This is a genomic window from Aeromicrobium phoceense, from assembly GCF_013868155.1.
Taxonomy (GTDB): Bacteria; Actinomycetota; Actinomycetes; order Propionibacteriales; family Nocardioidaceae; genus Aeromicrobium; species Aeromicrobium phoceense.
The window spans coordinates 2,422,620-2,430,107 of sequence record NZ_JACEOG010000001.1; the positions used below are offsets into that span (position 1 = coordinate 2,422,620).

The 7,488-nt window shown below is 67.2% G+C and carries 9 protein-coding genes and 1 pseudogene; 6 read left to right on the forward strand and 4 right to left on the reverse strand.

Annotation, left to right across the window (positions count from 1 at the left end):
• Positions 1-3: 3 nt before the first annotated feature.
• The 3 genes from trxB to arsB are packed head-to-tail and all read right to left on the reverse strand — an operon-like array spanning position 4 to position 2,465.
• Positions 4-954 carry a thioredoxin-disulfide reductase gene (trxB, locus tag H1W00_RS11755; protein WP_181755868.1) on the reverse strand — a complete coding sequence of 317 codons (951 nt, stop codon included), beginning with the start codon at positions 952-954 and terminating at the stop codon, positions 4-6.
• Positions 947-1,366 carry an arsenate reductase ArsC gene (locus tag H1W00_RS11760; protein ID WP_146825623.1) on the reverse strand — a complete coding sequence of 140 codons (420 nt, stop codon included), beginning with the start codon at positions 1,364-1,366 and terminating at the stop codon, positions 947-949. Before H1W00_RS11760 ends, trxB begins: the two co-directional genes overlap by 8 nt.
• Complete coding sequence (gene arsB / locus H1W00_RS11765) at positions 1,359-2,465, reverse strand: ACR3 family arsenite efflux transporter (protein WP_181755869.1); 1,107 nt, start codon at positions 2,463-2,465, stop codon at positions 1,359-1,361. The genes H1W00_RS11760 and arsB overlap by 8 nt, the downstream gene beginning before the upstream one ends.
• Before the next feature lie 178 nt (positions 2,466-2,643).
• Here arsB and H1W00_RS11770 point away from each other — a divergent pair, with 178 nt between their 5' ends.
• The 6 genes from H1W00_RS11770 (at position 2,644) to H1W00_RS17215 (ending at position 7,348) form a co-directional block, all read left to right on the forward strand.
• Positions 2,644-3,015 (forward strand): ArsR/SmtB family transcription factor, encoded by a 372-nt coding sequence (locus H1W00_RS11770; RefSeq protein WP_181755870.1) that lies wholly within the window; start codon positions 2,644-2,646, stop codon positions 3,013-3,015.
• 381 nt (positions 3,016-3,396) lie between these two features.
• Entirely contained in the window at positions 3,397-3,756 is a 360-nt protein-coding gene (gene cmtR / locus H1W00_RS11775) for a Cd(II)/Pb(II)-sensing metalloregulatory transcriptional regulator CmtR (RefSeq protein ID WP_181755871.1), read from the forward strand.
• On the forward strand, positions 3,753-5,669 hold the full coding sequence (locus H1W00_RS11780) for a heavy metal translocating P-type ATPase (protein WP_181755872.1): 1,917 nt from the start codon (positions 3,753-3,755) through the stop codon (positions 5,667-5,669). Before cmtR ends, H1W00_RS11780 begins: the two co-directional genes overlap by 4 nt.
• Entirely contained in the window at positions 5,669-6,274 is a 606-nt protein-coding gene (locus H1W00_RS11785) for a cadmium resistance transporter (protein WP_146825579.1), read from the forward strand. The genes H1W00_RS11780 and H1W00_RS11785 overlap by 1 nt, the downstream gene beginning before the upstream one ends.
• 74 nt (positions 6,275-6,348) lie before the next feature.
• On the forward strand, positions 6,349-6,873 hold the full coding sequence (locus tag H1W00_RS11790; protein ID WP_206680016.1) for a signal peptidase II: 525 nt from the start codon (positions 6,349-6,351) through the stop codon (positions 6,871-6,873).
• Positions 6,791-7,348 carry a VldE C-terminal domain-containing protein gene (locus tag H1W00_RS17215; RefSeq protein WP_476692248.1) on the forward strand — a complete coding sequence of 186 codons (558 nt, stop codon included), beginning with the start codon at positions 6,791-6,793 and terminating at the stop codon, positions 7,346-7,348. Before H1W00_RS11790 ends, H1W00_RS17215 begins: the two co-directional genes overlap by 83 nt.
• Here H1W00_RS17215 and H1W00_RS11800 read toward each other — a convergent pair.
• Positions 7,267-7,488, reverse strand: a pseudogene (locus H1W00_RS11800) (mercury(II) reductase); the annotation flags it as partial. The gene H1W00_RS17215 and the pseudogene H1W00_RS11800 sit on opposite strands and share 82 nt — an antisense overlap.

Here is a 7,488-nt window from a genome sequence, read left to right on the forward strand (position 1 = left end):
CGCCTAGGCGTTCACCAATCCCGCCTCGATGTCGGCGAGGAAGCGCTCGGCGTCCAGGGCGGCCTGGCAGCCGGTGCCCGCGGCCGTGATGGCCTGGCGGTAGGTGTGGTCGACGAGGTCGCCCGCGGCGAAGACACCACGCAGGTTGGTGGCGGTGGAACCGGGCTGGACGAGGACGTAGCCCTCGTCGTCGAGGTCGACCTGTCCGGTCAGCAGCTCCGAGCGCGGGTCGTGGCCGATCGCGATGAACAGGCCGCTGACGTCGAGCCGGCGGGTCTCCCCGGTGACGGTGTCGCGCAGCGTGACGCCCTCGAGGATGCCGTCGCCGTGGATCTGGTCGACGGCGCTGTTCCACGCGAACTCGAGCTTGCCGTTGGCGTAGGCGCGGTCGGCCATGATCTTGCTGGCCCGCAGCTCGTCGCGACGGTGGATCAGCGTGACCTTGTCCGCGAAGCGGGTGAGGAACAGCGCCTCCTCGACGGCGGAGTCGCCGCCACCGACGACCGCGATGTCCTTGCCGCGGAAGAAGAAGCCGTCGCACGTGGCACACCAGCTGACGCCGTGGCCCGAGAGCGCGTCCTCGCCCTGGATGCCGAGCTTGCGGTAGCCCGAGCCCATCGCGAGGATCACCGCGTGGGCACGGTAGGTGTTGCCGTTGGCCAGCGCCACGGTCTTGATGTCGCCGGTGAGGTCGACCGAGGTGACGTCGTCGGACACCAGCTCGGCGCCGAAGCGGTCGGCCTGGGCGCGCAGGTTGTCCATCAGGGCCGGGCCCATGATGCCGTCGGGGAAGCCGGGGAAGTTCTCCACGTCGGTGGTGTTCATCAGGGCGCCACCAGCGGTGACGGAGCCCTCGAACACGAGCGGCTTGAGGTTGGCACGCGCGGCGTAGATGGCAGCGGTGTACCCCGAGGGGCCGGAGCCGATGATGATGAGACTGCGGACGTCAGACACGGTTCGACTCCTCGGGCGCGAGGGAGGCGATGAGCTCCTCGATGCGGCCGCGGATCTCGTCACGGATCGGGCGCACCGCGTCGATGCCCTGACCGGCCGGATCCTCCAGGACCCAGTCCTCGTAGCGCTTGCCCGGGAAGTACGGGCACTCGTCGCCGCAGCCCATCGTGATGACGACGTCGGAGGCCTTCACGGCGTCCTCGGTGAGCTTTTTGGGCTGCTCGCCGGCGATGTCGATGCCGACTTCGCGCATCGCCTCGACGGCGACCGGGTTGATCTGGTCTCCGGGCATGGAGCCCGCGGAGCGGACGTCAATGCGATCGCCGGCCAGCGCGGTCAGGAAGCCGGCGGCCATCTGCGAGCGGCCGGCGTTGTGGACGCAGACGAACAGGACGGAGGGACGATCAGACATGCGGTGCTCCTTGGTCGGAGGTGGTGGAGGGAGTGAAGAACTTGCGGGCCCACAGGGCGACATAGACGAGCCCGACGAGAACGGGGACCTCGATCAGCGGCCCGACCACACCGGCCAGGGCCTGGCCGGAGGTGACGCCGAACGTGCCGATCGCGACCGCGATGGCGAGCTCGAAGTTGTTCCCGGAGGCGGTGAACGCCAAGGTGGCCGTCTTGGCGTAGCCGAGGTCGAGCACCTTGCCGAGCACCATCCCCAGACCGAACGTGATCGTGAAGTAGGCCAGCAGCGGGAGTGAGATGCGCACGACGTCGAACGGCTGGCTCGTGATCGCGTCCCCCTGCAGGGCGAACAGGACCACGATGGTGAAAAGCAGGCCGTAGAGCGCCCAAGGACCCAGCCGAGGCAGGAACGTGTCCTCGTACCACTCACGCCCCTTCGCCTTCTCACCGATCGTGCGCGTCAGGAACCCGGCGACGAGCGGGATGCCCAGGAAGACCAGCACGCTCCCGGTGATGGACCAGAACGAGAACTCGGCCGACGTCGTCTCCAGACCCAGCCATCCCGGCAGCGTCTGCAGGTAGAACCAGCCGAGCGCCCCGAAGGCAAACACCTGGAAGACGGAGTTGACGGCGACGAGCACCGCTGCGGCCTCGCGATCACCGCACGCCAGGTCGTTCCAGATCAGCACCATCGCGATGCAGCGCGCGAGGCCGACGATGATCAGGCCGGTGCGGAACTCCGGCAGGTCCGGCAGCATCAACCAGGCGAGCGCGAACATCAGCGCCGGCCCCAGGATCCAGTTCATGAACAACGAGGCACCGAGCAGCTTGTGGTCGCCCGTGACGCGCTGGGTCTCGTCGTAGCGGACCTTCGCCAGCACCGGGTACATCATCACGAGCAGGCCGATCGCGATCGGCAACGACACCGAGCCGATCTTCACCGAGTCCAGCGCCTCGTCCAGTCCATCGACCGTGCGACCGAGAATCAGTCCCAGCGCCATCGCCAGGATGATCCACACCGGCAGGAAGCGGTCCAGCCTCGACAGGTGGGCGACGACTTCGGTTTCGGATCTACTGTCTGCGGCGGGTGCGGACGTCACGTGCGGCTCCTCGAGGACCTCAGTCCTCCATCGACGATTGTCTATCTAGGTCGAGCCTACCCCGCCTTTCCGGTCGACCTTGCCACGCCGGATGAACGCCCGGTGAACTGTTCCGCCGCGCCCCTCGGCGCACTCGCCTTCGCCGTTTCCCCTTGCTGAAGGGGCCCATACTGGGCCCATGGCCACCCCCACCGGACAGGATGCCAGCTGCTGCATCCCGCTGACCGCCGCTCCGATCACTCCGGACGACGCGACTGAGCTGTCACGCAAGTTCAAGGCTCTCGCAGACCCCACCCGCGTGCGGCTGCTCTCCCTCGTGGCGGCGCACGAGGGCGGCGAGGCGTGCGTCTGCGACATCACCGAGCCCGTGGGGCTGAGCCAGCCGACGGTGTCCCACCACCTCAAGATCCTCGTCGAGGCCGGACTGCTCGCGCGCGAACAGCGAGGCACGTGGGCGTTCTACTCCGTCGTCCCCGGAGCGCTTGGCCATCTGTCCGACGTGCTGCGGGACCCCACCGCGCGAGAGACGCAGAGCCTCGCCATCAGCTGAGACCTCCACGGAGTGCCCCGTTGAAGTCACAGTGTTCCACCGAACGCGGGCGCCGTCCCAATTTGGGTTACTGGCTATCGCAACGGGTTCGAGTGGTTGCCCCAAGCGGTCGTCGGCGCGGACGGCACTGTCGATTTGGAGGACGGACGAACTCCGATCAGGGGGTTGTACGTCCTCGGAGACTCATGGCTTCGCAACAGGGGCTCAGCGCTTCTCGGAAGCGTGGGCACGGACGCTCGACTGATCGCCCGACACATCGTCCCGTAATCCGACAGACTCTCCCGAGCGCATGGGGACATGGCCCGTTGCAGAGCGGGCAGTCACGGAGATCCCACGCGGACCTCCGTTCCAATGGTCAGCGCTCAGTGTATAGTTCAGCGCATGCTGACCATTGCTTCGCGTCTCGACGTCATGAACCGGCTTGGCCGTGCCATGGCCGACCCTACGCGCTCCCGCATCCTCATGACTCTCCTCGAGGGACCGAGCTATCCCGCCGTGCTGTCGCGCGACTTGGAGCTGACTCGATCCAACGTCTCGAACCATCTGACGTGTCTGCGCGACTGCGGCATCGTGGTGGCTGAGGCCGAGGGGCGTCAGACACGCTATGAGATTGCCGATCCCCATCTCACCGCCGCCCTCGTCGCCCTGGTGGACGTGACGTTGGCTGTGGACGTTCACGCGCCGTGCGTCGACTCGACGTGCACCGTGGTGGGCTGCTGCGAGTCGGGAGCGGGCGCATGAGCGCGGCGTGTGGATGCGAGCACGATTCCGTCGCCATGACGGGCGAGGACTTCGACGAGTCGGGGCGACCGTGGTGGAGGGACAGAGGGGTCATGGTGCCGGTCTTCTCGGGTCTGGCATTCCTCCTCGGTCTGGTCGCCGAGCGGTCCGGGGCCGAGACGCCCGCCCTGGTGCTCTTCTGGGTCGGCTTACTGCTGGGCGCCTCGACCTTCACCCCTGCCGCGATCCGAAACCTGTTCAAGGGCAAGCTCGGGATCGGGCTGTTGATGACGATCAGCGCGATCGGCGCTGTCATTCTCGGCTACGTCGAGGAGGCCGCGGCGCTGGCGTTCTTGTACTCGATCGCGGAGGCCTTGGAGGACAAGGCGATGGACCGGGCGCGCGGAGGGTTGCGGGCGTTGCTCAAGCTCGTGCCCGAGACGGCGACGGTGCTCCGTGACGGTGTCGCGGAGCAGGTCCAGGCCAAGGATCTGGTCGTCGGCGACGTGATGATGGTCCGACCTGGCGAGCGGATCGCCACGGACGGAATCGTCCGCTCAGGGCGGTCGAGCTTGGACACCTCGGCCATCACCGGTGAGTCGATCCCGGTCGAGGTCGAGCCGGGTGACCCGGTGTCAGCCGGGGCGATCAACAGTGCTGGCGCGCTGGAGATCGAGACCACTGCGGCCGGTACTGACAACTCGCTCACCACGATCGTGGAACTGGTCGAGCAGGCTCAGGCCGAGAAGGGCGATCGCGCCCGGCTCGCCGACCGGATCGCGCGCCCCCTCGTGCCGGGGGTGCTGATCCTTGCTGTGCTCGTCGCGCTCCTCGGATCGATCTTGGGCGACCCAGACGTGTGGATCACTCGGGCCCTCGTCGTGCTGGTGGCGGCGTCGCCCTGTGCGCTGGCGATCTCCGTCCCTCTGACCGTCGTCGCCGCCATCGGTGCGGCCAGCAAGTTCGGCGTGATCGTCAAATCTGGTGCGGCCTTCGAACGTTTCGGCACCGTCCGCCACGTCGCCGTCGACAAGACCGGCACTCTCACCCGCAATGAGCCTGCCGTCACCGCGGTCCTGGTGGTCGAAGGCATCACCGAGGCTCAGGGACTGGCGTGGGCTGCCGCGTTGGAGCAGCACAGCACACACCCGCTCGCTGCGGCGATCACCGCGGCCGCCCAGGACGTTCCCCTGGCCGCGGAGGTGACCGAGCAGGCGGGACACGGCATCGATGGCACCGTCGACGGGATGAAGATCACTGTCGGCAGCCCGCGCTGGCTCGACGCCGGAGAGCTCGGCGCGCGTGTCGAGGATCTGGAAATGCAGGGCATGACGGTCGTGATCGTGCACCGCGACGGCGTCCCGGTCGCGGCGATCGGCGTCCGCGACGAGCTGCGCCCCGAAGTCCCTGACGTCGTGCGCACCCTCACCGATCACCGAGTGGGCGTGACCATGCTCACCGGCGACAACGCTCGAACCGCTCGAGCTCTCGCCGCGCAGGCCGGGATCGACGATGTCCGCGCCGAGCTCCGACCCGAGGACAAGGCCGCTGCGATCACCGAGCTGTCCGAAGCGGGATCGGTCGCCATGATCGGCGACGGCATCAACGACGCCCCGGCTCTCGCCGCCGCGGACATCGGCATCGCCATGGGAGCGACAGGCTCCGACGCGGCGATCGAGTCCGCCGACGTTGCCTTCACTGGCCATGATCTGCGCCTCATCCCGCGGGCATTCGAACACGCGCGGCGTGGACGGCGCATCATCAACCAGAACATCATCCTGTCGCTGTTGATCATCGCCGCGCTGCTTCCACTCGCACTGTTCGGTGTCTTGGGGCTGGCCGCCGTTGTGCTGGTCCACGAGATCGCGGAGGTCATCGTGATTCTCAACGGGCTGCGCGCCGCCCGCACTCCCGCGCCGCGATTGGAGGGCTGATGCTGACGACTGTCGGTTCGGCCATTGGCCTGTTCGCGGCTACCAACATCGATGACATCGTGGTGCTCACCGTGCTGTTCCTCGCCTCCCGCAATGGGAGTCCGCGCCCGTGGCAGATCGTCGGGGGGCAATACGTCGGATTCATCACGCTTGTCGCGATCAGTGTGGTCGCCGCGCTCGGCTTGACGATCGTGCCGGATCAATGGGTCGGACTGCTCGGACTGATCCCTCTCAGCATCGGCATCTGGACGCTCATCCGCGGTTTGCTTCGCAAGCGCAACGGCGAGGACAGCGATTTGACCCTCGCAGCCGGGCTCTGGAGTGTCGCCGGGATAACAATCGCCAATGGGGCTGACAACATCTCGCTCTACACGCCGATTTTTCGCACCAGCGCCCCGGCCGACGTCGCGGTCATGATTGCGGTCTTCCTCGTCCTCGTCGCCGTTTGGTGCGCCGCTGGACGACTGATCGGAACCCGCGAGGTCGTCACTGAGGCACTGGAGCGCATCGAGCACTGGCTCGTGCCCACGGTCTTCATTGGTTTGGGCCTGTTCATCCTGATCGAGTCCGAGGTCATCACCCGGTTCTTCGAGGTCATCGGATGACTCGTCGACCGAGGGCGAGGGCGAATCAGGATTCGGCCGAAGGGGTGCGCCGTGGGGGTCGCTGGCGGTTCGCGGTGACGGCCCTCCTGCTTGGCGGGCTCGTCGTTCTTGTCGATCAGTGGACCAAGAGCTGGGCCGAGAGCACCCTCATCGAGGGTGAGCGGACGCCGTTGGTTGGAAGCCTGTTCGGCCTTCAACTGGCGTACAACCCGGGCGCGGCGTTCTCCTTTGGCGAAGGGTTCACGTGGGTGTTCGCCTTGGTCTCTGTCGCCGCTGTGGTCGTCGCGACGGTTTTCGCGTTTCGCGTTCGGCAGCTCGGGTGGACGCTCGTGGTCGGTGCGCTGGGCGGAGCTGCAGCCTCTCACGCCAGCGACCGGCTGTTCCGCGAACCAGGATTCGGCCGTGGACACGTCGTGGACTTCCTTGCCTACGGCAATCTGTTCATCGGGAACTTCGCCGACTTCGTGATCGTCACGGGGGCGGTGGCCGGAGCCCTCCTGATGTGGCGGGAGGAGCGTGCCCGCGAGCAGGCTTCGACTACGACGATCCTCCGCCGGCGAATTGCCGAGAACCTTCCACCCGAGGACGACACGCGCTAAGAGATTCACCGGAGCAAACCCTCGTCTCTGGTTGAGATCGGCTCAGCTCGAGAGTCACTTCCCGGGCTCGTCGTGGGCGTGCTGGCGGCCGGGCGAGCCGGCGACGAACGACCACGCCGCCGGCCGAGCGTGCGACGGGACCTTCGGCAACGCCATCGGCACGCGAGCCGTCGGCGCTGCCCTCGAGAACGGCTGGAACGCGACGAACGGGCTCAAGGCGAATGCCGAGCGTATCGGGGTCGAGTACCATCGAACGCTCGGTCAAGTCGAATTCGGCGGAGGCACCGAGATGACCGGGACAGCGGGTACGGCCAGGCCTTCCGCTGCGCGAGCGCAAGAACCGTCCGCATCGGCGGCATCGCCCTCGCCTGTGAGTACCAGTGCCGACCGCGTTCACGCGCAGCACGACAGCTGTGAGACGTCGGTGGTGAAGGCTCTTGCGGCGAGCCGGAGTCCTTCGGTCATGGTGAGATAGGGGGCCCACGCGTCGACGACTTCGGCGATGGTCTTGCCGAGCAGGTGGACTCCGGTGGCGGCGAGCTCGCCGGCGTCCTTGGCGACGGCAGTGATGCCGAGAATCTCGCTTGTGTCGGCGTTCACGACGATCTTGATGAA

What these genes read in the sequence shown, in the direction of transcription:
- H1W00_RS11770 (WP_181755870.1), top strand. Translation starts at nt 2,644, where the DNA reads ATGGCCACCCCCACCGGACAGGATGCCAGCTGCTGCATCCCGCTGACC.
- H1W00_RS11760 (WP_146825623.1), bottom strand. Translation starts at nt 1,366, where the DNA reads ATGTCTGATCGTCCCTCCGTCCTGTTCGTCTGCGTCCACAACGCCGGC.
- H1W00_RS11780 (WP_181755872.1), top strand. Translation starts at nt 3,753, where the DNA reads ATGAGCGCGGCGTGTGGATGCGAGCACGATTCCGTCGCCATGACGGGC.
- cmtR (WP_181755871.1), top strand. Translation starts at nt 3,397, where the DNA reads ATGCTGACCATTGCTTCGCGTCTCGACGTCATGAACCGGCTTGGCCGT.
- H1W00_RS11785 (WP_146825579.1), top strand. Translation starts at nt 5,669, where the DNA reads ATGCTGACGACTGTCGGTTCGGCCATTGGCCTGTTCGCGGCTACCAAC.